This is a genomic window from Streptomyces sp. 351MFTsu5.1 (assembly GCF_000383655.1).
Classification (GTDB): Bacteria; Actinomycetota; Actinomycetes; order Streptomycetales; family Streptomycetaceae; genus Streptomyces; species Streptomyces griseorubiginosus.
In genome coordinates this window covers 34,681-60,101 of the sequence record NZ_KB911802.1, presented here as the reverse complement: position 1 = coordinate 60,101, position 25,421 = coordinate 34,681, and the positions used below count along the sequence as shown (strand labels likewise).

Sequence of the window (25,421 nt, the reverse complement as noted above, 5' to 3'; positions counted from 1 at the left end):
GAACTCGACGCCTGCAATCCCTCGCGAGGGGGAACGTCACCCCACGCTGCAACACGGGTGCCCGACGGGATCGGTGAGAACGCGTGCTTTGTCGCCGTGCGGCTGATGGTCCGGTCTGCCCGCGCCGAGCTCGAGCAACCGGGTTTCGACCTGGTCCAGTCCCTGCTTGACCTTGAAGCAGATGTGCAGCTGCTGAGGAACGGTCTGTCCGGGCCACTGCGGTGCTCGGTAGCCGTCGACCCGTTGAAAGCCGATGAAGACGTCGTCCTCACAGTCGAGACCGGCGAAGTCGAGCGTTCGACTGGATGCTCAAGTTCAACTGTAAGGACATGAGACGCTCGTCTACGGCTGGTGGGCGGCCGGAGGCTGGGAGTTGTTGCCTCTCAGGGGCGGAAGGTGCGGCGGTAGGTGTCGGGTGGGACGCCGACGCTGCGGTGGAAGTGGCGGCGCAGGGTCGTGGCGGTGCCCATGCCCGTGGCTGCGGCAATGGTGTCCACGGTGGCGTCAGTGGTCTCCAGCAGTTCCTGGGCGTGACGGATGCGCTGGGCGTGGAGCCACTGCAGAGGCGTGATGCCGGTGACGTGCCTGAAGTGGCGGCCGAGGTGACGTGTGCTCATGCGGGCCTGACGGGCCAGGTCTTCCACGGTCAACGGCTCGTTCAGCCGTTCCAGGGCCCAGGGGAAAAGCTCGTTCAACGGGTGGTTGCCCGGAGCGGGGAGCGGGGTGGCGATGAACTGGGCCTGCCCGCCCTCGCGATGGGGCGGGATGACCAGGCGCCGGGCGATCTTGTTCGCGTTCGCCGATCCGTGGTCCAGACGGACCAGGTGCAGGCACAGGTCCATGGCGGCAGCCTTGCCCGCGGAGGTCAGGACGTCACCGTTGTCGACGTAGAGGACATCCGGGTCGACGGTGACTGTCGGGTGGCGTCGGGCCAGTTCCCGCGTGTGCGCCCAGTGCGTCGTGGCACGCCTGCCGTCGAGCAGCCCTGCCGCACCCAGGACGAAGGCGCCGGTGCACAGTGAGGCCACGCGGGCGCCGGCCGCGTGTGCCGCGCGCACAGCGTCGACCAGTTCGGTGGGCGGAGCGATGTCGGTGTCGGCCCAGCCGGGGACGATCACCGTGTCGGCGTGCGCGAGGTGGTCGAGTCCGTGGTCGGGCTCCAGGTGGAAGCGGCCGATGCGTACCGGGGCAGTCCCACAGAGGGTGAAGTCGTACCAGGGATCGACGACGTGGGTCAGATCGGAGCCGAAGACCTCGACGGCCACGGACAGTTCGTAGTGGAGCATGCCGTCGGTGACGGCCAGCGCAACAGCGGGCATGTCCGAAACTGTACGCGGCATGTCGTTTCCGACACTCTCGCGGAGCGTTGGCCGAGCGACAGGATGTGGGGGTCAGACCGCGGCGGACCGACTCCGCAGCGGGCAGCTGCGCACAGGGGAGCGGTTCATGGAGTCAGGTCAGCTGGTGGCGGTGTTCGGCGCGTACGGGCACACCGGGCGGTTCGTGGTCGCGGAGCTGACCGCGCGCGGATTCGTCCCGGTACTGTCCGGGCGCAACCGGCAGGCCCTGGACGAGTTGGCCCGTGAGCACGGGCTGGAATCCAGGGCTGCGTCGGTCGACGACGCGACGTCGCTGGACCGGGCCCTGGCGGGAACCGTGGCGGTCATCAACTGCGCCGGCCCCTTCGCCTCGACCACCGGCCCGGTGATCGAGGCCGCACTCCGTGCCAAGATTCCGTACCTGGACGTGGCCGCCGAACTCGAGGCCAACCTCGACACCTTCGCCCACTACCGCGAACAGGCCCGGGACGCGGCAGCGGTGATCGTGCCGGCCATGGCCTTCTTCGGCGGCCTGGGCGATCTGCTGGTCACGGCGGCGATGGGCGACTGGACCGAGGCCGACGAGGCACACATCGCCTACGCGCTCAGCAGCTGGCACCCCACCGCCGGCACCCGACGCTCCGGCTCGGTCTCCCGCGAACGACGCGGTGCGCGGCGCCTGCGCTACCGCGGCGGACAGTGGGAGCACCGCGACGACGCCGCGCCCACTGGGCAGTGGAACTTCCCGGAACCGGTGGGATCGCGGCCGGTGATCGGGGAGTTCACGATGGCGGACGTCGTCACCGTCGCCCAGCATCTCGCCATCCCCGACGTGACCACCTACATGACCACCCAGGCCGTCCAGGACATCGCCGACCCCGACACACCGGCCCCGTCGGCCACGGACCAGAACGGGCGTTCCGACCAGACCTTCCTCGTGGACGTCGTGGTCCGTTCCGCAGGAGCCGAACGCCGTGCCGCAGCCCGCGGTCAGGACATCTATGCCGTCACCGCGCCCCTCGTCGCGGAGGCCCTCGAACGCGTCCTGTCCGACCGCATCAAGACCCTCGGGGTCGTCTCCGCGGGCGAGATCTTCGACGCCGCCGACTTCCTGCACGCCCTCGCCCCGCACGTCACCGTCGACCTGTACGGGCAGAAGCAGCACGCCTGATCCAGGGCAACCCGGTGTGTCGCCGACCGAGGGTCCGGCCACCGGCCCACTCCGTCAGCGCGACCATGACCTCGACCCACCGGCCCTCTCCGTCAGCGTGACCATGACCTCGACCCACCGGCCCACTCCGTCAGCGCGACCATGACCTCGACCCACCGGCCCTCTCCGCCAGCGTGACCATGACCTCGACCGCCGTGTCGTTCGTGAGCCCTTGTTCCCGGCACAGCGAACGCCAGGTCGAGAAGGCTGCTGCATGGCCGATCACCGCCCGCAGGACGACGGAGTCGTCGGCTTGTGGCCAGGCCTGGACCAGGACATCGACGTACTGCCTGGTCATGTTCTCCCAGGCGGCACGGATCGGCTCGGGTACGGCATGCTGGTCGCGGAGGCCCAGCGTCAGCATCTGCTCACCTTCGCCGTAGAAGCGGTAGATGTCGGCGAGCCCGGCCGTCAGCCTTTGGAGGGGGTTCTCGATCGTGCCCCACTCCATGGGCTGTGGGGTCCGGTGCATTGACAGCCAGTGCCCCGTGCATGCCTCGAACAGCGCTGTCTCATCCGGGAAGTGCCGGTAGACGGTCAGCCGGGTGACGCCGGCGCGCTCGGCGATCGCCGAGATGCTCGTCGACGCCGGGCCCGCGGTGCCGTGAAGATGCACGGTGGCCTCGACGATGCGCTGCCGTGTCCGCTCCACATCCTCGGCACGCTTACGCATCTCGTAACCGCGCGATTTCGACGAACGCTTCTGTTCACTCAAATCTTGACGCCTCGAGCTTCGCGATGGAGACTTTTTAAGAGAACACCAGTGTATCTCCAAAATGCACGAGGAGTGATCACCATGACAGAGCCCTCGGCCCCGCCACTCACGATCGTCCGCCCAGGCGAGGGGGCCGAGGGTTTCCTCGGTTCCATCGGGGTCGTCTTCAAGCTGTGGGGCGACGACACCGACGGCGCGCTCTCGGTCGTTGAACACCCCTTCCCGGTAGGGGCGTTGGTGCCTCCGCATCTGCACACCCGGGAGGACGAGTACTCGATCGTGACCGAGGGCGAGATCGGATTCCGCTCCGGCGACCGTGAAACCGTCCTGGGTCCCGGCGGCTACATCACCAAACCGCGCGGGGAGCTGCACACGATGTGGAACGCGGGCGCCGCTCCGGCGCGGATGATCGAGATCATCAGCCCGGCCGGCTTCGAGCACTGCTTCCGCGAGATGGTCGACATGCTCAGCGACGGCCCGCCGTCGACGGAGGATGCGGTGGAGGTGCTCGCGGCGAAGTACGGCCTGGAGTTCGGACGGCCGACCTGGCTGCCGGACATCATCTCGAGGTACGGCCTGACGCCGCCGCCCGGCTTCTGAACGAGCCGCGGACACCTGGCAGCGTCGCCGAGCGGCCGCGCAGGGGACGGCCGCGCACCTCCGCGTGTACGCGTTCCGTACATGTGTGCTACGTCACTATCGGTGCCGCCGGGCAACCCGTGCGATGAGGAAATCTTCTCCTTCGTGTGAAGATCCTCAGAAAACGGCCTCGGATGCTCATACTCCTGACGCTGGCCGTGGTGGCAGCCGTGACAGCGACCATCGCCATAGCCGTCCATGCGAACAGGATGGAGACGTTGTCCCCGCGCGACGCGCGTGCCCACGTGGCAGCCGGAGCGGTCGTACCGTCGGGGCAGGTGGACTGCCGGAAGGCCAAGTGCATCGCGCTCACCTTCGACGGCAACCCGGGCGAACCCACCGACCGGCTCATGGACCTCCTCAAGCAGTACAAGGCGCCGTCGACGTTCTTCCTCGAGGGTCGACGCATCCACAAGTTCCCCGAGGTGGTGCGGCGGATCGCCCGGGACGGTCACGAGATCGGGGACCACACCTGGACGCACGCGGTACTGACTGATGTCTCCGATGCGCAGATCCGCGACGAACTGCGCCGCACCGCACGGGCCATCTCCGGCATCACCGGCAGTGAGCCCACCCTGATGCGCCCGCCGCAGGGCCGCACCGACGACCGCGTCTCCAAGGTCGCCGGAGAACTGGGGATGGCGCAGGTGCTGTGGACGGTGACCGCGAAGGACTACGAGACGGACGACAGTGCGCTGATCACCAAGCGGGTCCTCGACGGCGCCGACCGCGACGGGATCATCCTGCTCCACCCGCTCCACAAGGGCACGGTCCCGGCCATGCCTTCCATCCTGAAGGCGCTCAGCAAGCAGGGCTACACCTTCGTGACCGTCTCCCAACTGCTCGCTCCGTGCAAAGCCGAACCGGGCAAGATCTACAAGTGACTGACTGACTGACGTGCGTGCGGTACGCCTACGAGACCGGTACCGACCGCTAGCCTGGGCCGCCGGTTCGAGCACAGACACTGCACGGGAGCGCGAGAACTCTCACGAGCCTGGCCAAACTGCTCGCGGACCGCATCGTGGCCTGGGTCGCTGAACCACCACAACCGCTCTAACGCGGCCACGTGGTTCTACCAGAGCCTGGCCGGCATCAGGCCGAGCACCGCCGCCTACGAGACGCTGCGCATTCCTCCGTACATCCCCGCGGCCCCGGTCAACGCGATCGACACCGTACGGGGCCGGGTGTCGTCGGAGTGGCGCCGCCGCGGCGACGGCAGGGTCGCTGTCGCGGTCACCATGCCCTACAACCCCGAGGCGGAGATCTGGGTGCCCACCCAGTCCTCCGGCAGGACACGTCAGGGGGCGCGGCCTACCGGGTGTATCGGGCGCAAGCGGGGCCGTACCGAGAAAGTCCGTCCGGCAGGGCAGTCGTTCTCGTGTCCCCACCCGTCTATACGGGGGAACGAGGGAGGGCGCATTGAACGCCGACGAGGAACGCCAGTTCCGCGAGTTCGTGGCGGCGCGGTCGAGATCGCTGCTGCACACGGCCTACCTGCTGACCGGGGACTGGGAACAGGGCCGGGACCTGCTCCAGACCGCGCTTGCCGCCACGGCTCGGCGCTGGTCCAAGCTCCGTGATCGGGAACAGCCGGAGATCTACGTGCGCCGCGCGCTCTACCACGCCCAGGTGGACCGCTTCCGGCTGCTCAGCTGGGGACGGGAGACGGTCACGGACTCCGTTCCGGACCGGCCGGCCGCCCAGGGCGCGAACCTGGCCGACAGCGTCGTCCAGCGGCAGGACATCATGAGCGCGTTGCGGCGGCTGCCCAAGCGTCAGCGCGCGGTGATCGTACTGCGCTACTTCGAGGACCGGCCCGACGCCGAGATCGCCGCGATCCTGGGCGTCGCCCCGGGCACGGTCCGCAGCCAGACCCACAAGGCCCTCACCACTCTCCGGACCGCCCTGGCCGAGACCGGGCCGTCCGTCTCCTCCCGTGCCTCCGGAAGGGGCGTCACCGCATGAACGACTCGACCGGGGACCTGCTGCACGAATCGTTGCTGCACGACACCCTGCACACCCATGTCCGTGAGCGTGACGGTGACGCCGGCGCCCACCTCGTCGGCCTGGCGGACGGCGCGCTGCGGGTTGCCCGGAGGCGGCAGCGGCTGACGCGCGCCGGAGCCGGGGTCGTCCTCGCGGCGGCGGTGGCCACCGCCTGGGTGGCCGTCGCGGACGACGGGCCGCCGCGCGCGCATGTGGTGCAGCCCGCCGACCGGGGCGACGCCGCGAAGGCGACCAAGGTCTCCCTGCTGCCGGTCACCTCGTCGACGGAGGGTCCCTGCACCCAGGGCGACGGCGGTTACACGGTGGACCCCACCGCGACCGAACGGGCGAGGTGCGTCCACACCGACCCTGCCAAGGGCATGAGGGACATTCGTGTCGCCTCTGCCACGGCCGAGAAGAGCACCGTCGACGGCAGATGGCAGATGGAGGCGACGCTCTCGCCCGCCGACCGGATCCGCTTCGTGACGCTCACAGCCTCCCTCGCGTCGGCTCCGCCCCCGCGCAATGAGTTCGCCATCGTCATCGACGGCAAGCTATGGGGCACCCCCGCCGTGGCCCAGTCGATCACCGGCGGTCGTTTCGCAGTCGTCGGCTTCTACGGGGAAGACCTCACTCGTGCCACGGCCCACGACCTCGCCGAGCGACTGGATCCGGGCAGATAAAGCGGTGAGTCACCTCCGTGCGAGCCCCACCACTCATTCACGAAGATCCAGAGCCGCCCCACCTCCCGCCCCATTACTGTGACTTCGCATGACCGACACCGACACGGACATCGACGCCGAGACCCAGATCGACATCACCCCCGACCTGGTCCGAGCCCTGTTGCAGGAGCAGCATCCAGACCTGGCAGGGCTTGCCATCCGCGAGGTGCCGGGCGGCTGGGGCAATCAAATGTGGCGTCTCGGCGACGAGTTGGCCGTGCGCATGCAGCGCATGGACCCCACCCCGGAACTCCAACTGAAGGAGCGGCGCTGGCTACCGGTACTGGCCCCGCGCCTTCCCCTGCCGGTGCCGACCCCGGTGCGATACGGCGAACCGTCCGAGAGCTTCCCGAAGCACTGGACCGTCATGACCTGGGTTCCCGGCGAGCCACTGGACCACGGCTCGATCAGCCACGGCACCCACGCGGCCGACATCCTGGCGGACTTCCTCCGAGCGCTCCACGTCGAGGCGCCCGCCGAGGCACCGGTCAGCTCGGACTTCGGCGCTCACCCCAAGCAGTGCACCGGCGGCTTCGAGCACTTCTTCCAGGCCGTCGCCCCCGACGACATCGCAGCCGCCACCCGGGCCGTCTGGGACGAAGCCGTCGCAGCCCCCGAGTGGGACGGGCCGCCCGTATGGGTGCACGGCGATCTGCATCCGGCGAACGTCGTGGTCTCGGACGGAACCCTGTCGGGCGTCGTCGACTTCGGTGCCCTGGTCGCCGGAGACCCCGCCTGGGACCTCGCCGCCGCATGGCTGCTGTTGCCGGCCGGCCTGGCCTCACGTTGCCTCGACAGGTACGCCCGTGCGGACGAGGCGACCGTCCGTCGGGCCCGCGGACTGGCTGCGATGAGGAGCCTCTTCCTCATGCTCATGGGGCAGAACGGAGACCGGGGTCTCCCGGGCGGCAAGCCGAACTGGGGCCCCGTAGGCAGGGCGGCACTCGATCGTGTGCTGAAGGGCGTTTGACGCACGCCTGATTGCGCTTGTTCTCGCCCCTGGCCGAGGGTTCCGCCTATGCGGAAGTCTCACTGCTGTCCGCAGAAGGCGCTGCCTGGTCGGGAGCGGTGTAGAACACGGAGGAGCCCTGCTTGCTGCGCTGGGCGTGGTTCTTGGCCACGAGTCCTTCGAGCGTGGTGCGTACGACGGTCTTCTTGATGCCGCGGTCGGGGTGCTCCTGGGCCAGGGCCTCGGCGATTTCCGCGGCGGAACGGGGTTCGGTCTGGCTCGTCAGGAAGTCACGGGCCAGAGTGACCAGGGAGGGCTGCCGAGGCTCGGCGGCCTTCGCGGCTGCTGTCTTGGTCCTGCGTGCCTTCGGAACCGGCGCCGCTGCGGGCTTCTTGGCCCGCACCTTCCTGGCCGGGGCCGCGGTGGCCTTCTTGTCGGCGGCGGTGGGAGCCGAAGCAGGCTCGGCTTCCGGTGCTGCGGGCGCAGGGATGGTGGGCGCGGAGGTTGCCGGCGCGGAGGTTGCGCCGAGCGCTTCCTGAAGGCTCACCAACACCGTTCGGTCCGCTTCAAGCTCCGCCAACTGGCTTTGCAGTACGGCGATTTCGGTGCCGAGACGCTCCTGCTCCTTCAGGTTCTGTTCCAGGTCCTCGGCCACCCGTGCCAGGTACTGGGTGGTAACCCCGTTTTTTGCGGCCACAGTGTCAGACATGATGGTCATGCTCCTTCACAGGTCGTAGGTTCAAGACGGCATCCCGCGACAGGAATCAGGCGCGCCCTCATCCGACTGCCGCGAACGTGCGCCACTGCACAAGTGATACTACGGACGTGCAGGGCAACGCGAAGGGGAATGGGTCGCACTCGCAAGAGGCCATCCATGAGCGCGATTCCGGGACAGGTGCTGTCAGGCGTGGGAGAGAGCGAAGGAGAGCAGGAAACCGCACACGGTGATCAGGCCGATCGCCAGGTGGGCATCCTCGAACGCCTCGGGAATCATCGTGTCGGCAATCATGGCGAGGATCGCGCCTGCGGCCACCGCGGTGACCGCTGCCACCACAGCGGGAGAGAACGCTCCGACGACGGTGTAACCGAGGACGGCAGAGACAGTGCTCGCTGCTGCGATCGCCGTCCACACGCCGAAGACGTACGCCTTGCCACGCCCGGCCTTCTTCATCCCCGCCGAACTCGACAGGCCCTCAGGGACGTTGCTGAGGAACACCGCCGCCACGGTCACCAGGCTGACCGTGCCGCCGTCGAGCAGACTGACCCCGATGACGGCCGACTCCGGAACGCCGTCCAGCAGTGCGCCCAGCGCCAGAGCCGTACCGGACCCGCCCTGTTCGGCTTCCGAGGGCTGGGATTGGTCAGGTCGGACACCGGAGCGTTTGCGGTGCCGGGCGCCCCGGCCGGCCAGCCACACGTTGCCGACCGTGTAGGCGAGGGCACCCAGAAGCGTGCCGATCGCCGCCGGTGCGATGCCCGCCTCGTCGTAGGCCTCACCGACCAGTTCGAAGGAGACCGCCGACAGCAACACCCCGGCCCCGAAGGCCATCACCGTGGCGATCACTTTCTGCGGCACGCGCAACCCGTACCCGATCGCCGCGCCCACGAGCAGCGCCGAACCCGCCAGCAATCCCCACAGTCCCGCTTGTACCGCTTCAGTCATGCCGCTACCGGTACCCCGGACCACGGGGTGCGTGCAGCACACCACCAGGAGGACCGTTGTCATACCCGCAGCAGCTCACTCCGGAGCGGAAACTCGCCGAGGCGAAGAAGCAACTGGGCATCCCGCACATCGTCGTGATCTGCGGTTCCACCCGTTTCATGGCCGAGATGGCCCAGGCGGACTTTCGGGAGACCATCGCGGGAAGGGTCGTCGTCAAGCCGGGCTTCGACATGAAGTCGCCGCATGGGCTCAGCACCGGTCCTGCGGGTGCCGAGGCCGAGGCCGACGCCCAGTCCCAGTCCCTGAAGGTTCGTCTCGGCGAGCTGCACCGAGCGAAGATCCGGCTCGCTGACGAGGTGCTCATAGTCGGTGACTACATCGGAGACAGCACCCGGGCCGAAATCGCCTACGCCCGGTCGCTGGGCAAGCCCGTGCGGTTCACTCACCCCGAAGTCGCCCCGGACGCCTGACCGCCGAAAGGGCCGTCTACCGTACGAAGGCGATCGGGTACGGCGACGCACCGCCGTCCAGGAGATGGTCGTCGCAGCCCTTCAGGAATCGGTCGAAGAACGAGGCGACCAGTGCCCGATTCGCCGCCACCGCCAGGCGAGGGTCGACCTTGCCGACCGCCGCGTCGAGCTTGTCGACCGGTACCCGGCCCGCCAGCTGCGGCAGAAGTGCCTTGGCGTCCGTGAAAGACGCGTGCACGGAGTCGTTCAGGGTGACGTCTGCCTTCCAACCCCGCTGGTTTCGCCAGAACGACGCCCAGGACGGTTCGTGGTGCACGTCGCTCCCGTCGGCCGCGGAGCTGTTTCCCATCAGCAGGAACGGGCGATCCAGCCCGTGCAGAGCGACCTCGCTCAGATGGGTGCCGTCGGGTTCGCTGGTGTACTCCAGGGTGCCGTCCATGTTGACGCCGGCCTTGATCCGCGGATCGCCGTACATCGCCTGCGCAGCCGTGAAGCCGCCGCCGGACTGCCCGAACATGCCGACCCGGTGCACGTCCATGATGCGGGTCAGCCGGGTCGGCAGGCTTGTCAGCCGGTCCAGGACGAGCTCGGTGTCGGCAGTGCGCGCGGCCATCACCTTCCTGAGAAGGGCCGGCGTGGTGCCGTTCTGGATGGCCGTGGCCCAGGCGGTCATGAGCGGCTCGTTCCCGACCACGTGGCCGTCCGGGAACTGCACCGCCGGTGCCTCTCCGGTGTGATCGACGGTGACCACGACGAAGCCCCGTGACGCCAGGTCCTCGGCCAGCGACACGTTCCAGTCCCGCGGATCCCCGGCGCCGGGGGAGTAGAGGACGACGGGAAAGCGGCCCGGGGCAGGCACGGCGTCCCTCACGGAGTGCGTGGTGGTCGCGGCCCAGTTCACCAGGCCGGCAGGCAGTTCGGCGCTCTGCTCGACGGCCGAACCGAACGCCGTGGCCACCGCCGGCGGAAACTGGTGCGTGAAGGGCCGGCCGCCGGTGTGCACCGACGGGTAGAAGACACTGATCATCAGCTCGCGGTACGGCTGACCGGGCACCCACGGGTCCGAGCGCTCGTCGTCGACAAGCCGGAAGGACGACTCGCCGGTGGCGTAGCGGCCGCTCGGCACGGGAAGCGTGAGCCTCACACCCTTCGCAGGGCTGGAGCGTGCAGAGAGCGCCCGGACCGTAGGCGAGGTGGCCCCGGCTGAAGCCGCGACCGCGCTCGGGACGGCCAGACCGCAGACGACGACCCCTACCAGAGAAGCGGCAACGAAACGAGAGCTGCGCATGGGAGTTCCTCAGAGGCGTGGTGCAGGGTACGGACACATGGATCTTCGCAACGCGGCCCTTCAGGGGCCATCGTGCTGCCAGGCGTCTGAGTGCTCGGGAAAGCCCTACCCCCGCGGACATGGGGAGCGTGTTCTGAGGGGGCCAAGGTCGGGGAGTCAGGGTCGCCTGCCGAGGCGTTACGGTCGCCTGCCAGGGCGTTAGGGTCGCCTCATGTCCGTCAACGCCGTCATCCTCGACTTCTTCGGAACGCTCACCCCCAGCACTCCGGCCCACGTCTGGGACGAGCACGCGGCCCGGAGCGCGGCACCTCTCGGCCTGCCCGCCCGAACCTGGCGTACGGCCCTGGACGCGTCGTTTCCCGAACGAGCCACCGGGTCCCTGGGCGACCTCGCGGCGACCTTCCGGACGCTGGCACGGCGCTGCGGCGTCGAGCCGAGCGACGAAGCGCTTGCCGCCGCGTGCACGGCACGAGTCGCATCGCAACGCGAACTCTTCGTGCTGCGTGACGACGCCGTCCCGACGCTGCGCGCACTGCGTGCCCGCGGACTGCGCGTGGGTGTGCTGAGCGACTGCACCGTCGAACTGGCGCAGACCTGGCCGCAGTTGCCGGTGGCCGATCTTGTCGATGCGCGTGTGCTGTCCTGCGAGGAGGGCAGGCGCAAACCCGATCCGGAACTCTTCCGCCTGATCGCACACCGCCTCGATGCCGCCCCGGAGGAGTGCCTCTACATCGGCGACGGAGGAGGAGACGAACTCGCCGGTGCATCCCGCTGCGGCATGCGCGCGTTCATGCTCCGGACCAGCGACTGGGCCGACAACGACGCCCACGCGCGCGGCGACGACTGGGCCGGACCGTCCGTGTCCGCACTGAACGACGTACTGACACTCGTGAACTCGCCTGCTGCGGGTGCCGATCCGTCATGAGAGGCGGCGACGGGCCGGAGGAAACTCATCGGGTGGACGCCTCGGCAAGCGACAACGTCGTCGAGGAGGCGTGGGGCCCCGGCTCGACCGGGACCCCACTCGGATTCATGTCAACGCGCGAGCCCTCGCGGCCAGTGCCTTCGCCAGCACCTTCTCCCGGTACGGGTTCGCCGGACTGAGGGCCTGCGCCACCTTCACGGCCTCGTCGAGCAGGACCAGCCTCCGCTCAGGAAGCTTCCGCAGCAGCGGCGAACCGCTCTCCTCCACCAGGACGTATGCCAGCTTCGATCCGTACACCTCCGGCTCGACCTGCGTCAGCAGTCGGTAGATCCACAGCCCCTCCACCCCTCGCACCACCCGAACGTTGGCACTGAGCAGCCTGACCCTTGCCAGCACGACCATGTCCTGATCCATCGATCCCCTTCGTCCCCGACCCTCTCCGGCCGGCGCATGTCACACGGCGAGACAGCACGGCGAACGCGCCGGCAGCCGATGACGGATGCCGGCTCGTTGACCGGAGTGTGGATGACGACGAGTCTGCGGTCAGGGCACCACCCGCAACAAGGCTGGACGGGCGTGCGCTTCGTCCTACCGAAGACCGCTTCGACCAGGCATGATGGACCTGACACTCACTCAAACCCTCCCGCGCGTCAGCACCGTGCCCGAACGGCTTTGCCGGGTGCCGGACCGGACCGGCCGGCTTCCACCTGGTGATGCTGGATTCGGACACCGCAGCCTGGGTCTCGATCTGGATCGCGAACGGCGGCGAACTCGAAGCGCGAGGTACCCGGTCCAAGTATCCGGCTGCTCCCCCCGGCTTGGAAGAAGATGAATTCCGCCGAGGCGATTCAGGTGCGGGAATTGTCAAAGGTTGACCGGCTCCAGCAGGGCGCTCTCCCGGACATGAGGTGGGGTCTACGCTCGCTCGACGGAATGCAGCACCGGGATTCTCGAGGGGGCCGCGATGAAAGCAGCATTCATGCGGGGGATAGCCGTGGCCATGCTCTGCCTGGCCGTGGGATGCGGGACGAGCGACGACGACTCGTCCGCTTCAGCGACGGATGCGTCGGCAGCGAGGACTCCGTCGATTTCGTCGCTTCAGCCGCCGCCTGCGATCCCTGTTCCGGCGCCCGAAACCTCGTCGGACACGGCTTCCGAGCCTGACTCCGACCAGCAGGCTCCCCTCGCTGGCCAGGTTCCGCAGGAACTGGTGGGGGAGTGGGACGGAGACGGCGAGGGCAGCGCGCGGGCTACGAAGATCGAGTTCCTCGCTGAGGGATTCGTTGCCATGTATTACAACAACGGCCAAGTACTCCGTGGCCCGGCGGTCGTGCAGGGCTCCACCATGACTTTGCACATGCCCGGTGGTCCCCTGTACGTGAGGAATTGGTCGATCACCCCCTTCGACACGGGCTACGGCTACGCGTTCGAGAATCTCTCGCTGGACGGCGTGAGCTACGTACGCCAAACCAGCGGAGGGTGACCGGATTTCCGCGTACTTGATGAGCTCAGGGGCAGTTGATGAATCTCCGTGCACTGTCATGCGGCGTCCGTAAGGCGCTGTTGGTCTCGCTGACGCTGGGAGTGACGGGAGTGTCCGCGGCCTGTGTCGCGGCACACGACGAGCCCAGTCCGGCGCCCAGCAACCAGACCGTCTCCGCCGTCCCGGCCACGACCACAGCGGCCGGGATCGTTCCCACCGAGATGGTCGGCGCCTGGGAAAGCGCGCAACCAGGTTCCAACACCACGTTGGCGTACCGTTTCACGGCCGACGGCAGATACGCGCACGCGGGGGTGCTGACCTATCCCGTGTCCCCGGTTGCGAACGAGTACTACCTCCTCAAGCGCACCTCCACCGGAGCGGTAGAGGTCGACGGCCGGACACTGACTCTGCGACCCTCGTCCGCCACGACCACGCGAAAGGATCCGGCACACCCCGGGGACGACTACACCGAACGGCCGGCTTCACTGGCGCCCCGGCGATTCGTCTGGTCGCTGGCCGACGGCGTGTTCACCCTCACCGACGAGGACGGCCTCCGCTTCGTCTTCCGACGAGTCGACTCGTGACCGCCCCCACGCCGCCCCCGACACCCCGCACGCGCTTCAGCGTGCGCATCCGAGTCCAGATCGGGCTCATCGTGGTCGTGTCGCTGGCCACGCTGCTCTGCACCTGGCAGTTCAGCCTGGCGGGCGGCTCGTACCAGGACGCCGTCCGGGAAGACGTCAAGCGACAGGCGGCCGTGCAGGAGGACGTACGCCATCTCTACGCGGACGAGGCGCCGCCCGCCTTCCTGGTGGCCGCCGAGGAAGCCCGCGCCCGAGCCCTGGCGGCGCTGGGCAAGGACAACCGGTTGGCCACGGCCGAGAGCGAGCTGGCCTCCCGCACCGCGTTCAGTCTGCGCCAAGCAGCCCCGCCCGGGCTCCTCGTGGGCAACGACACCTACCTGTCCGCCAACCTCGGTTACGACGTGCCCCGTCGGCTGGCAGACGCTCAGCAGCACTCGGCCGGCATCTACGCCCTCAATCCCGACGCGACCCTGCGTGAGGGGGACCGTTCGGCCTTGTGGGCGTTGCTTTCGGCGGGCATCGCGGGTGCGGCCGTGATCGCGGCCGCCGTCGCGGCCGGGGTGCTGCGGCCACCCGCGTGGCGGCGTCCAGCGCCGCCCGGTGTCCGCGTCCTGCGGGAGCCGGAGATCATTCCGCAGCCGGCCACCGCTCCGCGCGACGACCGCCGCTCGGTCTGGTGCCACCTCGTCGTCTTCTGCCTGCTCTTCTTCCTGCCACTGGGGCAGCTCGCGGCGGCAGGCACCGAACAGCGCGCCCAGGCCCAAGCGGCCCGCAGAGCAGTTCAGTTGGGCACCGACATCGCGGCGAGCGGAGAACGGTCCGCGTTCCTCACCCGCAGCGTCCAGGCAGCCCACGTCGCTGACATCCGGGCCGCCGTGCGCACGACACTTGCACTCGAGACCCAGCAAGCACGGGACACCCGGCCCGAGTTGGAGGTGGCGCGTGCCGAGACGGCTGTTGCGGCCCAACTGCGGCGCGCGGCCGAGTACATGGGCCGCGCGCCAGTCAGTGCCGACGGAGTCGACCCGGCCACGGTGACAGCGCTGAGCGCGGAGCCCGAGCAATGGCCTGCCATGACGGCCGAACAGAACCGTCAGGTGGCTCTGGGTGAACAGGCGGGCAACCGTGGCATGTTGCTCGCCGCCGCGACCGCGATCGGCGTCGTGGCCGAGTACCTCATGGCGGCGGCGATCACCGCCCGACGCCGCCACTGGCTGAGATGGCCCGCTGCCGCCGCCGCACTCTCGATCGCCCTTACCGTCGTGGCGTTCGTCTAGGCGTGCGCGAACCGCCTACGGCCCACGGCGAACTGTATACGGCCCACGGCGGGCCGAATCCGTTCCACTCCGAAAGCATCTCATCTGCCATGTGCCAACTACCGCTCATTCTCCGCTCATGGCAGCGCAGACCGGGTGACCATCTAGATAACGTGACCTCACAGTAAAGGCGTTGTCGTTCTCAGAAACACCCTGGCGCTGCGGCAGGTTTCAAGGAGCCCCAGATGATCCATAACTTGCACGACATCGCGGGAGACGTGCAGTATCCGCTCGATCTGGTGGGGGTGTTCGCCTTCGCCGTCTGCGGAGCTGTGATAGCCACACGCGAGGACTTCGATTTCTTCGGCACCCTGCTGCTGGCCGAGGCCGCCGGTCTGGGCGGCGGCCTCTTCCGGGATCTGGTGCTCCGCATCCAGCCGGTCGCTTTCACCGACCTCGGATACGCGACGGCCCCGTTCCTGGCGACTCTGCTGGTGTTCTTCAATTCCCGGGCACATTCGTGGGACACGGCCTGGGACGTGGCCGACGCGGGCGCGCTGGGTATGTTCTGCGTCACCGGGACCGTCAAGGCCCTCCAGCACGGCCTCAACGCCCCGGCCTCCGCGGCTCTGGGAGTGACCACGGCGGTCGGCGGCGGAGTCGTCTGTTCCGTGCTGGCCCGGGAGATCCCCTCGTCGCTGATATGGGACCGCGATCTGTACGTCGTCCCCGCCGTCTGCGGCGCCGGCCTGGTCACCGTCCTGCACGCCACGTCCACCCTCAGGGTGGCCACCGCGGTCGCGGTCGGACTGCTGGCCTTCGCGCTTCGCCTGACCGCCCTGCGCCTGAAGTGGCGAACGCCCAGGTCCGCACTCTGGCGCCGGGCGGCGACAAGAGCAGGGTCCAGGCACCGCAGGCGCGACGAGCCGGCACGTGACAGGCTGATCCCCACGCCGAAGCCCTAGGGCAGTTGCCTGCCTGGCCAGGTCCGGCCGGAGCGGCCCGGGCGACTGGGGAAGCAGGTCGCTCGGGCCGAACTCCGGCAGGAGGCAAGGACGTTCAGTAGGACCCGGTGCGGTCCTCGTAGATGCGGGCGCCGCTGTCCCACATGCCCTTCGCGTACGACGTGACGTTGGCGTCGTTCACCATGCGGGTGTAGCAGTCGGTGTCGCCGTTCGGCACCGAACAGGAGTACTCACGCCCGTCGCTGTTGCGGTGCACGGTGGCGTACGGGGTGAACTGGTCCCGCGTGTCGTAGCCCGCGTTGGAGATCCGCGCCCAGGCGGCGCGGCAGCTGGGGCTGTAGCGGAGCTCGAGCAGCGCCTGCCCGAGTCTGAGGCTCTGCACGGTCCGCGCGTCGCCCTGGCAGTAGACGGAGGGGTCCTTGCCGTCGCACGCCGACCCCGAGCACGCGGTGGCGGCCGCGTGAGCCGGGGTTCCCGCGAGCAGCCCGCCGCCGGCCAGCAGGATCGCGGCCGCAGCGCGCATCAAGGTGGTGCTGGTTTTCATCTGTTCTCCCATATCCGCAGTGCGTGTATCCGTAGCGCGTGGTTGAGCCAGTGACGGCCGTCGTCGCCGTCTCCACGGGTGGGGACGTACGACGGGGAAGGCACCGACGGCGTCACGGTGGCGGGTCGCGCCGGGCCGGACAAGCGGAAGGGACCCGCCTGGGACGGTGACACTCTCCCTCACCCTCTGAGCTGTGTGTTCTTGGAGAGGCTGGGAGGCGCTTGGGATACGGGCGGAGCACGCTTCGGCATCCGGGAGGCCCAACTCCCCGCCCGGCCGGGCAACGTCTGGCACATTGGGCCGCCGGGATCGTGACCACGTCCCGGACCGCCGGAGCATCGGACCGACGGAGCACCGCACCGTCGGCAGGGGCCGACACGCAGCCAGGACTGGCGAGCGTGTGCGAACAAGAGGGGGGTTCTTCATGAACCAGTACAAGGAGGCCGAGCGACTCGCCGCTCAGCTGCGCGCGCTGAAAAGGAGATCCGGGCTCAGCTACGACGCTCTCGCCCAGCGGGCCGGCATCAGCCGTTCCAGCCTGCACCGTTACTGCGCGGCCTCGTCGGTCCCGCAGGACTACGGCGCCGTACACCGGATCGCCACCGCCTGCGGAGCCACCTCCGCCGAACTGCGCGAACTGCACCGGCTGTGGGCTCTCGCCGACACCGAGCGCGAGAGACGGGTGCCGCAGGAGGACACCGCGCAGAGCGATGGCGTTGCCGAGCAGGTCGAGGCCGGACAGGCAGCGGCCGTATCCGTCGAGGAAACCGCCTCCACAGACCCTGCATCGACCGGGGACGAGGAGGAATCCGTCGCCGTAGTACGGGAGTTGCCCGCCCCGGAACCTGCTTCAGTTCCTGGCCTCCAGGAGCCGAGCCCAAAGCGCCTCCCGGTGAATCGGCGGATCCTCGCCCTGACCGCCGCTGCCGCCGTCACCGTTCTCGGAACCGTCGGGTGGGCCATGTCCCTGGCCTCCACGCCGGACGACCGGGCCGACAAGCCGGATCCACGGACCCTGTTCTCCTCAGTCTGCTCGCCCGTCGTCAGCATGGGGCAGCACGACGAATGCGTACGCGAAGTACAGACGCTGCTCGAACGGCGTGGCGCCGTCATAGGCGTGGACGGCGATTTCGGCCCGCAGACCCTGCGCAGGGTGACGGCTTTCCAGGTGATCGCCGGACTCCCGCCGAACGGCGTCGTGACGGCGGACACCAAGAAGGCGCTCTACGACTCGAAGACCCGCATGGACACTTGGGCGCCGGAAAAAGTCCGCCAGCGCATACGTGTGGTCTTCGACGAGGCGCCGGACGACGCCGTCGCCATCGCCGACTGCCAGTCCTTCCTGGACCCGCTGCACATCCTGCCCAACACCAACGGCAGCAGGAACTGGGGCCTGTTCCAGATCTCCGACACCCGGTTGCGTGAACTGGGTGGGACGCCGCTCAAGGCGCTGGACCCCGAATGGAACATCCAGGCCGCCAAACGCCTTTGGGCCCGCAACCACGACTTCCACGACTGGCCGCACTGCGAACGCGCCCTGCGGACCAAGGCATCGGCGGTCCCGACGTCGGCCGTGGAGAGCAGCTGACCGCAAGCGGTCGTCCACGAGGACTTCAGTCCCCAACACCGGTGAAATCAGGCAGGCTTGACCGCCGACACGGGGGTGACGGTCACGGTGTCGTCGCACTCGGCGAACTGACCGTCGTCCAGGCCCACTTGGTGCGCTCCGGAACCCGGCAGCCCGACAACCATCGTGGGGTACAGCACGGGCGCCGAACCGGACTCGCAGTACCCGTCGCCCTCTCCCTGGACCTGCACGAACGTGAGCTTCACCCATGCCTTGCCGCCGGGGGCCACCTTCACGGACGTCGCCGTCCCGGTCGGCTTGACGGTGAGCGGGACGTTCAGTTCGGGGGAGCCGTTCGCGGCGCCGGCCACCGTGGGGTGCCCGTTCAGGGAGCACGTGTGGGCGGACACGTTGGTGAACTCGACGACGGCTGCACCGGTCCCCGTCCCGTCAGGTCGCACGGTGGCCTGACGGGCGGTTGCCTTGAGGCTGCTTGCGGAGCAGCTCGCGGCTGAACCTCCGGCGGCAGGTGCGGACGGCGCCGGTGCGGAGACAGTGGGCGTGGGCCGGGAGGCGGACGGCGTCGAGCCGTCGGGCGTCGGGGAGGCCGCTGAGCTGACGGACCCGGACGCGGTGGGGCCGCCGTCCGCGGTGTCCGCGCCGCTCTCGCCGGGCTGGCATCCCGCCACCGCAAGGGCCACCGACGCCACGACGATCGCCATTGCCGAACCGCGCATTCCGTTCACGTACCGCATGCTGTCCCCCGAGTTCAGGTGGTCCAAAGGCGGCTCCTTGCCGCCCTCGTCGATCCAGACATAAGCGCCGACCAGGCAGTTCTCCGACCCTTCCACCTGTGACGTACCGGTGACCAAATCCGGCCACGATCATCACGGAACGCCTCGGAGGGGTCGGCAACCGTCCTGCCCAGGGGGCCGACCGAGACGGAACGACACCAGCCACGGGCGGGGGAGTGGTGCCCCAGCGGGCGAGGGCTGATCGACGGCTCGAAACGCGCCCAGCACCCAGCGGCGAGGACCCAGCGCCGAGGACTCAGGCCCCCCGGGACCCAGGCCCCCAGAACCCAGCACCCGCCGCGCAGCCGACGACCACGTACGACTCCCGCGCACCCCCCGTAGTACCCCGGTACAACGCCCCCCGCCCACGAACAGCCCCCCAGTATCACTGGATCGCCCGAAACGGCTCCTAACGTGGCACGTGAGGCGTCGGATGCGACGGACGCCGCCGACCGACAGGAAGAGCGCGCGCATGATCGACGCACGGCAGCTGACCAAGAAATACGGTGAGAAGACAGCCGTCGACGGGCTGGACTTCGTCGTGCGGCCGGGCACGGTGACCGGCTTTCTGGGGCCCAACGGCGCCGGGAAGTCCACCACCATGCGCATGATCGTCGGCCTCGACGCCCCGACGAGCGGCTCCGTCACCGTGAACGGTCAGCACTACGCCCTCCACCGGGCACCGCTCCAGGAGGTCGGCGCGCTCCTGGAGGCGAAGTCGATCCATCCCGGCCGCTCGGCGTACAACCATCTCAGGGCCCTGGCGCTGACCCACGGCATTCCGGCGCGCCGGGTCGACGAGGTCATCGACCTGGCCGGGCTCGGCAGCGTGGCGAAGAAACGAGCCGGGGCCTTCTCCCTCGGCATGGGCCAGCGGCTGGGCATCGCGGCGGCGCTGCTGGGCGACCCGCAGACGGTGATGCTGGACGAGCCGGTCAACGGGCTGGACCCCGAGGGCGTGCTGTGGATCCGCAACCTGCTCAAGGGGCTCGCCGAGGAGGGCCGGACGGTGTTCGTGTCCTCCCACCTCATGAGCGAGATGGCCCTGGTGGCGGACCACCTGATCGTCGTGGGGCGCGGCCGACTGCTGGCCGACACGACCGTGGCGGACCTCATCCGCGAGGCCGGCGGGGACACCGTGAAGGTCGCGACGCAGGACCCGGCGCGGCTGCGGGACGCCCTGGCCGGGCCGGGCGTCGACATCACCGGCACGATCGGCTCCGAGGAGTTGCAGGTGACCGGGCTCAGCGCCCGCGAGATCGGGCTGAAGGCCGCCGAGTACGGCGTCGCACTGTTCGAGCTGAGCGCGCGCAGCGTGTCGCTGGAGGAAGCGTTCATGGACCTGACCAGGGACGCCGTCGAGTACCACGGCACCACGACCGGCGCTACGACCGGAACGACGACGGCACCCACGACCGGCACTGCCTCCGGCACCCCGTCCGACATCGAGACCCTCGGGAGGCCCGCATGAGCACCCTCACCGCGACCGCGGAGGAACCCAGGACCGCTCCCGTCCGTCCCGCCTACCGGGTGACCGGACGGCGGGTCCTGGCCTCCGAGTGGGCCAAGCTGTGGTCCCTGCGCTCGACCTGGATCACTCTGGGCCTCGGCCTGCTGTTCCTGGTGGCCTTCGGCGTGATCTCCGCGAGCCGCTACAAGTCGGGGATCGACTCCGGCAACATGGACCGGGACTTCGCCGACTCCACGGCCGTAAGCCTGTCCCTCTTCGGCACGAACTTCGCCCAGCTGGCCCTCGGCGTGCTCGGCGTGCTGGTCACGGCGGGCGAGTACTCGACCGGCATGATCCGTTCCACGCTCGCGGCGGTGCCCCGCCGACTGCCCGTGCTGTGGTCCAAGGCGACGGTGTTCGGGCTGGTCGCACTGGTCGTGGGCACGGTGGGTGGGTTCGTCGCCTTCCTGATCGGCAGTGGAATCGTCTCCGGCACGCCCGCGGCCATGAGCCTCTCGCACGCCGGTGTCCTGCGGAGTCTGCTGGGCGCCGGACTCTACCTCGGCCTGGTCGGGGTGATCGGAGCCGCGCTGGGTGCGCTGCTGCGGTCGGTGGCCGGGGGGATCTCGGTGCTGGTCGCCTCCTTCATGCTGATCCCCGGACTGATCTCCCTGCTGCCGAGTTCCTGGCAGGACGACATCAGCCCCTACCTCCCGTCCAACGCCGGTCAGTCGATGTTCGCGCTGACCCACGACGCGACGTCCCTGTCGCCCGGGGCCGGGTTGCTGGTCTTCCTGTGCTGGACGGCACTCGTCCTGGGCGGCGCGGCGTACCGGCTCGTGCGCAGCGACGTCTGACGCCCGCACCATGAACAGGTGACGTCTTTGACCACCGATGACATCAGCGGGATGGGACCGCTGGTCGCCCGGCTCTCCCGATGCGGCCAGCGGTTGCGGCAGGCGGACCGGGCCCGTCCCTGGGTGCTGGACACCGTGGTCGTGGCGGTGGTCTTCCTGATGTTCTGTCTGCCCGACCTGCTGCACGGCGGTGCGGGCGACGGCGACGGACCGCCCCGCTTCCGGCTCGCCTTCACCGAGCTGCCCGTGGCGGGAATGCTGGCACTCCAGGCAGGACTCGTGCTTCCTCTGCTGTGGCGGCGACGCAGGCCCATGCCCTCCTTCGGTGTCATCGCGGCGGTGTTCGTCCTCCAGTGGTCCCTGGGCGTGGCGCTGCGCGCGGACGTCGCTCTCTTGGTGGCGCTGTACAGCATCGCCCTGCACGGACGGCTGCGGCAGCTGCCGTGGGCCGGCGCGGTGATGGCGGGAGCCGTGCTGCTGGTCGCGGTCCGCGTGTCCTCGGTCGTGTCCGTCTGGGACGCGCTGTTCTTCCTGGTGAGTACGGCGACGGCGGCCCTCGCGCTCGGACTGATGATCCGGATCCGCCGGGCCCAACTGGCCGGGCTGCGGGAGCGCGCCGCCCGGCTGGAGATCGAGCGCGACCAGCGCAGCAGGCTGGCCACGGCCACCGAACGCACCCGGGTCGCCCGCGAGATGCACGACATCGTCGGCCACAACCTGGCCGTCATCATCACGCTCGCCGACGCCGGCGCCTACGCCACGGACATCGCACCCGAGCGGGGCAAGGAGGCCCTGCGGCTCATCGGCGACACCGGCCGGCAGGCCCTCGGCGAACTGCGGCGCGTGCTCGGCGTACTGCGTGAAACCGGGGACCGTCCGGCCGCCGGTCCCGAGCTCAGCCCGCAGCCCGGCATCGCGGACATCGGTGCCCTGTGCGCCACGGTGCGCGCCGCGGGACTGGAGGTGGTCTACCGGACCTCCGGGGACGTCGAGACCCTGAACGGCGGGGTCCAGCTGACGGTGTACCGCGTTGTCCAGGAAGCCCTCACCAACACCATGAAGCACGCCGCCGACGGCGCCCGGGTGCACCTGGCGGTCGTCCTGACGGGTACCCGGCTGAGCATCCAGGTCAAGGACACCGGCCCGGCAGTGACACCGTCCGGCGCCCCGAACGAGGAAGGACACGGCCTGGTGGGCATGCGGGAGAGAGCGGCGCTGTACGGCGGAACCGTCACCGCGGGGCCGACAGCCGGCGGAGGCTGGTGCGTCGAAGCCGTCCTGGACCTCACGCCCCGGGGCGGTGACCGATGACCACCGTCCTCATCGTCGACGACCAGCCGCTGCAACGCTACGGCTTCCACCTGCTCCTGGACTCCGTCCCCGAGACCGACGTCGTCGGAGAGGCGGCCCACGGCGCCGAAGCCGTCCGCAAGACCGCCGAACTGCGCCCCGACGTCGTCCTGATGGACGTCCGCATGCCCGGCATGGACGGCATCGAAGCGACCCGGCGCATCGCCGCCGCCGGTGGCCGCTCACGGGTCCTCGTGCTCACGACGTTCGACCTCGACGAGTACGTCCACGCCGCGATCCGGGCCGGCGCCAGCGGCTTCCTGCTGAAGGACGCGCGCCCCGAGGAACTCCTCGCCGGAATCCGTGCCGTGGCCTCCGGCGACGCGGTGATCGCCCCCGCTCTCACCCGCCGCCTCCTGGACGAGTTCGCCCCGTACCTTCCCGCCCACCGGGGCGACCGCGCCGAGGACCCGAGGCTCGGCTCCCTCACCGACCGCGAGCGCGAGATCCTCGTGGCCGTCGGCAAGGGCTGGACCAACGGCGAGATCGCCACCCGGTTCGTCCTGTCCGAATCCACCGTCAAGACCCACGTCGGCCGAGTCCTGGCCAAGATCGGCGCCCGCGACCGCATCCAGGCCGTGATCTTCGCCTACGACCACGGCCTGGCCCGGCCCAGCACGGACTGAACGCGAGCAGCCGGGTGCGGTGCGGTCAGGCGCCCAGGGCGTCTTCGGCGGTGGGAAGGCAGGGGATGAGGGTGTCGATGCCGACGATCTGAAGGACGCGCAGGACCGATTCCTGGGCGCCGGCGATGCGCAGCCACCCGTCGGTGGCGCTGACATGCTGATAGGCGGTGACCAGGGCGTTGACGCCGCTGGAGTCCATGAAGGTCACATCGCTCAGGTCGGCCACGATCCGCTGCGGTGTCGGTGTGCCGTCCGCGGACAGCAGCGCCTGGACGATGATGTCCTTGCCGTCGTGGTCGATCTCGCCGTGCACGGTCACGACGCGAACGCCGTCGACCACGGTCCGGACGGCGCGAAGGCGGTCGTGTAAGCCGGCTTTGTGGTTGTCGCTCACCGTCTCCTCAAGGAGTTCGCACGTGCCCGCCTCGTGCGGGCGGGATGATTCTGCCCCAGCCGGACGTCCGGATGCACCACACGAGTGCCATCCAGCCTTGCAGGACAGGCTCGGCTGCGGCCCCGGGGCCGCGGGTTCACGTTGCCGCGTCGTCCACTGTCGCCTGCACCGTGAGGACGGTGTCGGCTCCGGTCATCTCCAGCACGCGTCGGAGCTGCGGCGCAGGTGCCACGATGCGCAGGTCCGTCTGCTGGTTGATGTGCAGCAGCAGGTTCAGGAAGGTCGAGTCCGCGAAGGTGACGCCGGAGACGTCCACGACGACCCTGGCGTGCTTGGCCACTGCGGCCTGAAGCGCCTCGGCGAACGGGGCGATCGTGTCCATGTCGAAAGCGCCTTGGGCAACGATCACCCAGGCTTTGTCCCGTTCGTGCTGAACCAGCCCGTTCTCCTCCGGAACATGCCCGTTGACCTGGCCAAATGCGCTTTGGCTGTCGTCGGCGGTACTCATGAGGCCAGTATGCCCAAGGATCGGTAACGTGTGGGTTTCGCCCACGCCATAGATGGTGCCGTAGCCCATCGATAACGGTGAGTAATTTTTCTGGATCGCTCGTTCGTGATGTCTGAAGCCGGGCTTGCGGGGCATCCGAGGGGAGCTGGCTGAAGATGCTTGAGGTAAAAGGCGGGCTGCATGGTGCGAACGGCAATGGGCGAGGGACAGGGCTCCCTGCTCGGCGGACCGATATCCGTATCGGCCGCGTTCGAAGGCAGTGCGGAGATCGCTGAAGCCCGTCAGCTGGCTCGTTCGTTTCTGACGGATGTGCAGGCCGTCCACGGGCTGCCGGTGTCGGAGCGTGCGATGGGCATGGTCCAGCTGGTGGTGAGCGAGCTGGTGACCAACGCCCGCAAGTACGCGCCGGGCCCCTGCCTGCTGACCCTGGAGGTCGACGACGGGGCGGTGGAGGTGACCGTGTGGGACAGCGAACCGATCCTGCCGATCGCCAAGGCCGCGAACCCCGGGCGGGTGGGCCAGCACGGCCTGGAGATCGTGATGGCCGTCTGCCGGAGCATCGAGATGCATCGGGAGCCGGTGGGCAAGCGGATCAAGGCCACGGTGGTGCTGGCCGACGACCCGGGCGGCCATGTCGCGGGCCGGCTGGGGTGACGGGACGGGCTCCAAGGAGGCCTGACCCCGGACACCCGGCCATGTAGAAGCTCATCGCGACGAGCGGGGTCGGCCTCGCCCCGCCGATGACGGCGAACGAAGACAAGAACTTCGTCTTCCGTGACTCCCCAGTCGCTCACGCCGACCCACACACCGCAGCCCCCGCGCACCAAGTCGTGCGAGGGGGCTGCGGACGTGCGAGACCTCATCAAGGCGCCACGCCGGCGGGCCGGGCGTCCTCGTCCGCCGGTCTAGGGCAGGAGCGGGATCAGATCGCGTGGACCTGCTGTGCCTGCGGGCCCTTCTGGCCCTGGCCGATCTCGAACTCGACGCGCTGACCCTCGTCCAGGCTCCGGTAGCCGTTGCCCTGGATCTCCGAGTAGTGCACGAACACGTCCGGGCCGCCGCCGTCCTGCTCGATGAACCCGAAGCCCTTCTCCGCGTTGAACCACTTCACACTGCCCTGCGCCATAACGCTGTTCCCTCACTTCACGGCCGCGACC

At 69.2% G+C, this 25,421-nt stretch carries 29 protein-coding genes and 2 pseudogenes; 19 read left to right on the top strand and 12 right to left on the bottom strand.

From position 1 onward, the window contains the following. Nucleotides 1–36: 36 nt before the first annotated feature. Nucleotides 37–291, bottom strand: a pseudogene (locus tag H295_RS46285) (VOC family protein); the annotation flags it as partial. Nucleotides 292–383: 92 nt separating this feature from the next. Beyond that, nucleotides 384–1,319 (bottom strand): helix-turn-helix domain-containing protein, encoded by a 936-nt coding sequence (locus tag H295_RS0139965; RefSeq protein WP_020140973.1) that lies wholly within the window; start codon nt 1,317–1,319, stop codon nt 384–386. A 127-nt stretch (nt 1,320–1,446) separates the two neighbouring features. On the opposite strand from H295_RS0139965, the gene H295_RS0139960 reads away from it, so the two are divergent. Continuing rightward, entirely contained in the window at nt 1,447–2,490 is a 1,044-nt protein-coding gene (locus tag H295_RS0139960; RefSeq protein ID WP_020140972.1) for a saccharopine dehydrogenase family protein, read from the top strand. Between the two features lie 130 nt (nt 2,491–2,620). On the opposite strand, the gene H295_RS0139955 is transcribed toward H295_RS0139960, so the two are convergent. Further along, a complete protein-coding gene (locus H295_RS0139955) occupies nt 2,621–3,202 on the bottom strand; it encodes a TetR/AcrR family transcriptional regulator (protein WP_020140971.1) in 582 nt (193 codons plus the stop codon). Nucleotides 3,203–3,325: 123 nt separating this feature from the next. Between H295_RS0139955 and H295_RS0139950 the strand changes: the two genes are divergently transcribed. The 6 genes and pseudogenes from H295_RS0139950 to H295_RS0139930 all read left to right on the top strand — a co-directional run bounded on the left by H295_RS0139950 (nt 3,326) and on the right by H295_RS0139930 (nt 7,561). Continuing rightward, a complete protein-coding gene (locus H295_RS0139950; protein ID WP_020140970.1) occupies nt 3,326–3,844 on the top strand; it encodes a cupin domain-containing protein in 519 nt (172 codons plus the stop codon). A gap of 173 nt (nt 3,845–4,017) precedes the next feature. Beyond that, nucleotides 4,018–4,767: a polysaccharide deacetylase family protein gene (locus H295_RS0139945; protein ID WP_020140969.1), complete on the top strand. Its 750-nt coding sequence runs from the start codon at nt 4,018–4,020 to the stop codon at nt 4,765–4,767. A gap of 54 nt (nt 4,768–4,821) precedes the next feature. Then, a pseudogene (locus H295_RS48660) lies at nt 4,822–5,118 on the top strand (hypothetical protein); the annotation flags it as partial. A 184-nt stretch (nt 5,119–5,302) separates the two neighbouring features. After that, nucleotides 5,303–5,848, top strand: coding sequence for a SigE family RNA polymerase sigma factor (locus H295_RS0139940; RefSeq protein ID WP_020140968.1), 546 nt, complete (start codon nt 5,303–5,305; stop codon nt 5,846–5,848). Then, the gene (locus H295_RS0139935) at nt 5,845–6,552 is read left to right on the top strand and encodes a SecDF P1 head subdomain-containing protein (protein ID WP_028810185.1); all 708 of its coding nucleotides are present in this window, start codon (nt 5,845–5,847) and stop codon (nt 6,550–6,552) included. Before H295_RS0139940 ends, H295_RS0139935 begins: the two co-directional genes overlap by 4 nt. 88 nt (nt 6,553–6,640) lie before the next feature. Further along, a complete protein-coding gene (locus tag H295_RS0139930) occupies nt 6,641–7,561 on the top strand; it encodes an aminoglycoside phosphotransferase family protein (protein WP_020140967.1) in 921 nt (306 codons plus the stop codon). Nucleotides 7,562–7,607: 46 nt separating this feature from the next. Here H295_RS0139930 and H295_RS0139925 read toward each other — a convergent pair whose 3' ends face one another. Beyond that, on the bottom strand, nt 7,608–8,249 hold the full coding sequence (locus H295_RS0139925) for a hypothetical protein (RefSeq protein ID WP_043218777.1): 642 nt from the start codon (nt 8,247–8,249) through the stop codon (nt 7,608–7,610). Between the two features lie 192 nt (nt 8,250–8,441). Further along, entirely contained in the window at nt 8,442–9,203 is a 762-nt protein-coding gene (locus tag H295_RS0139920; protein WP_028810184.1) for a ZIP family metal transporter, read from the bottom strand. Between the two features lie 56 nt (nt 9,204–9,259). Here H295_RS0139920 and H295_RS0139915 point away from each other — a divergent pair, with 56 nt between their 5' ends. Then, the gene (locus H295_RS0139915; RefSeq protein WP_020140964.1) at nt 9,260–9,673 is read left to right on the top strand and encodes a hypothetical protein; all 414 of its coding nucleotides are present in this window, start codon (nt 9,260–9,262) and stop codon (nt 9,671–9,673) included. Between the two features lie 16 nt (nt 9,674–9,689). Here H295_RS0139915 and H295_RS0139910 read toward each other — a convergent pair whose 3' ends face one another. After that, a complete protein-coding gene (locus H295_RS0139910) occupies nt 9,690–10,961 on the bottom strand; it encodes an alpha/beta hydrolase family protein (RefSeq protein ID WP_028810183.1) in 1,272 nt (423 codons plus the stop codon). A 211-nt stretch (nt 10,962–11,172) separates the two neighbouring features. Here H295_RS0139910 and H295_RS0139905 point away from each other — a divergent pair, with 211 nt between their 5' ends. Further along, entirely contained in the window at nt 11,173–11,886 is a 714-nt protein-coding gene (locus tag H295_RS0139905; RefSeq protein ID WP_020140962.1) for an HAD family hydrolase, read from the top strand. Nucleotides 11,887–11,991: 105 nt separating this feature from the next. On the opposite strand, the gene H295_RS0139900 is transcribed toward H295_RS0139905, so the two are convergent. After that, a complete protein-coding gene (locus H295_RS0139900) occupies nt 11,992–12,300 on the bottom strand; it encodes a hypothetical protein (RefSeq protein WP_020140961.1) in 309 nt (102 codons plus the stop codon). A 550-nt stretch (nt 12,301–12,850) separates the two neighbouring features. Here H295_RS0139900 and H295_RS0139895 point away from each other — a divergent pair. The 4 genes from H295_RS0139895 (at nt 12,851) to H295_RS0139880 (ending at nt 16,174) form a co-directional block, all read left to right on the top strand. Beyond that, nucleotides 12,851–13,369 carry a hypothetical protein gene (locus H295_RS0139895; protein WP_158691122.1) on the top strand — a complete coding sequence of 173 codons (519 nt, stop codon included), beginning with the start codon at nt 12,851–12,853 and terminating at the stop codon, nt 13,367–13,369. 38 nt (nt 13,370–13,407) lie between these two features. Next, nucleotides 13,408–13,953, top strand: a complete 546-nt coding sequence (locus tag H295_RS0139890) for a hypothetical protein (RefSeq protein WP_158691121.1) — start codon at nt 13,408–13,410, stop codon at nt 13,951–13,953. Nucleotides 13,954–13,994: 41 nt separating this feature from the next. Then, nucleotides 13,995–15,230 carry a hypothetical protein gene (locus tag H295_RS0139885; RefSeq protein ID WP_158691120.1) on the top strand — a complete coding sequence of 412 codons (1,236 nt, stop codon included), beginning with the start codon at nt 13,995–13,997 and terminating at the stop codon, nt 15,228–15,230. A 224-nt stretch (nt 15,231–15,454) separates the two neighbouring features. Then, nucleotides 15,455–16,174, top strand: coding sequence for a trimeric intracellular cation channel family protein (locus H295_RS0139880; protein WP_020140957.1), 720 nt, complete (start codon nt 15,455–15,457; stop codon nt 16,172–16,174). A gap of 94 nt (nt 16,175–16,268) precedes the next feature. Here H295_RS0139880 and H295_RS0139875 read toward each other — a convergent pair whose 3' ends face one another. After that, nucleotides 16,269–16,718 (bottom strand): DUF2690 domain-containing protein, encoded by a 450-nt coding sequence (locus H295_RS0139875; RefSeq protein WP_020140956.1) that lies wholly within the window; start codon nt 16,716–16,718, stop codon nt 16,269–16,271. Nucleotides 16,719–17,142: 424 nt separating this feature from the next. Between H295_RS0139875 and H295_RS0139870 the strand changes: the two genes are divergently transcribed. Further along, the gene (locus H295_RS0139870) at nt 17,143–18,306 is read left to right on the top strand and encodes a helix-turn-helix domain-containing protein (protein ID WP_028810182.1); all 1,164 of its coding nucleotides are present in this window, start codon (nt 17,143–17,145) and stop codon (nt 18,304–18,306) included. A 47-nt stretch (nt 18,307–18,353) separates the two neighbouring features. On the opposite strand, the gene H295_RS0139865 is transcribed toward H295_RS0139870, so the two are convergent. Next, nucleotides 18,354–19,040, bottom strand: a complete 687-nt coding sequence (locus tag H295_RS0139865; RefSeq protein ID WP_028810181.1) for a DUF4232 domain-containing protein — start codon at nt 19,038–19,040, stop codon at nt 18,354–18,356. 511 nt (nt 19,041–19,551) lie between these two features. On the opposite strand from H295_RS0139865, the gene H295_RS0139860 reads away from it, so the two are divergent. The 4 genes from H295_RS0139860 to H295_RS0139845 are packed head-to-tail and all read left to right on the top strand — an operon-like array spanning nt 19,552 to nt 23,362. Then, nucleotides 19,552–20,550, top strand: coding sequence for an ABC transporter ATP-binding protein (locus H295_RS0139860; protein WP_020140953.1), 999 nt, complete (start codon nt 19,552–19,554; stop codon nt 20,548–20,550). Further along, on the top strand, nt 20,547–21,386 hold the full coding sequence (locus H295_RS0139855) for an ABC transporter permease (protein WP_020140952.1): 840 nt from the start codon (nt 20,547–20,549) through the stop codon (nt 21,384–21,386). The genes H295_RS0139860 and H295_RS0139855 overlap by 4 nt, the downstream gene beginning before the upstream one ends. A 27-nt stretch (nt 21,387–21,413) precedes the next feature. Next, a complete protein-coding gene (locus H295_RS0139850) occupies nt 21,414–22,697 on the top strand; it encodes a histidine kinase (RefSeq protein WP_020140951.1) in 1,284 nt (427 codons plus the stop codon). Continuing rightward, a complete protein-coding gene (locus H295_RS0139845; RefSeq protein WP_020140950.1) occupies nt 22,694–23,362 on the top strand; it encodes a response regulator in 669 nt (222 codons plus the stop codon). The genes H295_RS0139850 and H295_RS0139845 overlap by 4 nt, the downstream gene beginning before the upstream one ends. A 25-nt stretch (nt 23,363–23,387) precedes the next feature. Here the strand turns inward: H295_RS0139845 and H295_RS0139840 are convergent, their stop codons facing one another. Together H295_RS0139840 and H295_RS0139835 are read right to left on the bottom strand one after the other, a co-directional pair. Beyond that, nucleotides 23,388–23,756: an anti-sigma factor antagonist gene (locus tag H295_RS0139840; protein ID WP_020140949.1), complete on the bottom strand. Its 369-nt coding sequence runs from the start codon at nt 23,754–23,756 to the stop codon at nt 23,388–23,390. A gap of 136 nt (nt 23,757–23,892) precedes the next feature. Beyond that, on the bottom strand, nt 23,893–24,264 hold the full coding sequence (locus H295_RS0139835) for an STAS domain-containing protein (RefSeq protein ID WP_028810180.1): 372 nt from the start codon (nt 24,262–24,264) through the stop codon (nt 23,893–23,895). Between the two features lie 180 nt (nt 24,265–24,444). Between H295_RS0139835 and H295_RS0139830 the strand changes: the two genes are divergently transcribed. Further along, entirely contained in the window at nt 24,445–24,918 is a 474-nt protein-coding gene (locus H295_RS0139830) for an ATP-binding protein (RefSeq protein WP_043218752.1), read from the top strand. A 268-nt stretch (nt 24,919–25,186) separates the two neighbouring features. Here H295_RS0139830 and H295_RS0139825 read toward each other — a convergent pair whose 3' ends face one another. Then, entirely contained in the window at nt 25,187–25,390 is a 204-nt protein-coding gene (locus tag H295_RS0139825) for a cold-shock protein (RefSeq protein ID WP_020140946.1), read from the bottom strand. Between the last annotated feature and the right edge of the window lie 31 nt (nt 25,391–25,421).